Origin of the sequence: Streptomyces durbertensis, from assembly GCF_014156695.1 — a bacterium.
Taxonomy (GTDB): domain Bacteria; phylum Actinomycetota; class Actinomycetes; order Streptomycetales; family Streptomycetaceae; genus Streptomyces; species Streptomyces durbertensis.
In genome coordinates, this window is record NZ_WMLF01000861.1 from 1 (window position 1) to 872 (window position 872).

The window sequence follows — 872 nt, forward strand, 5'->3', positions numbered from 1 at the left end:
GGCCCCGTCACCACGCCCCGCCGGCACCCCGACCTCGCCACCCTCGTCCGCGAACTCGACGACCAGCTCGCCGGCGAAGTCCCCGGCAGATACGCCGTTTTCGGCCACAGCATGGGCGCGATGCTGGCGTTCTGGCTCGTCCAGCGCCGCATGGCACGCGGCGGCCCCCTGCCCGAACTGTTCCTCGCCGCCGCCTACGCCGCGCCGCACCTCGCCGGCTCGCTGCTCGGCGTCAGAAGCGAGGACGCCGTCGACGCCCTCGACGACGTCACCCTCGCCGAACGGCTGCGGACCGCCGGCGGGCTCCCCGCCGAACTCCTCGCCCGCCCGCAGTGGTTGCGGCTGCTGCTCGGCACCGTCCGCGAGGACCTGCGGCTGTGCGCCGCCCACCGGTACGTGGCCGCCCCCCGACTCCCCATGCCCGTACACGTCTTCGGCGGCCGGGCGGACCCCATCGTCTCCGTCGAACAGCTCCACGGCTGGCGGGAACACGCGGCCGCCGACTTCGACTGCGAGATCCTCGAAGGCGGCCACTTCCTCGTCCAGGAACCGCACGCCGGCCTGCTCCCCGCCCTGCGCCGACGGCTCACCCGGGCCTTGACCACGCCCACGCCGTCGGCGCTTCCCCCGGTCCCACCGTCCTAACGAAGTGAGAGGCCCGCACACAGTGAACACCGACACCACAGACGTCTGCGTGGTCGGCGGAGGCCCCGCCGGACTCGCGCTCGCCCTCGGCCTCGCCGGCGACGGCCACGAGGTCGTCGTCCTCGAACAGAGCCCCCGCTTCGACCGCAGCTTCCGCGGCGAGTCGCTGTCCCCCGACGGGGTGTGGCTCCTCGACCGGCTCGGCGTGCTCGACACCGTCGTCGAAC

General features: G+C 74.1%; 2 protein-coding genes. Both read left to right on the forward strand.

Features of this window, described 5'->3' with window-relative positions:
- Nucleotides 1-645, forward strand: a 645-nt coding sequence (locus GL263_RS27325) for a thioesterase II family protein (RefSeq protein WP_182858406.1), incomplete at its 5' end; no start/stop codon positions are given.
- 22 nt (nucleotides 646-667) lie between these two features.
- The coding region (locus GL263_RS27330; protein ID WP_323379587.1) for an FAD-dependent oxidoreductase at nucleotides 668-872 on the forward strand (205 nt) is incomplete at its 3' end.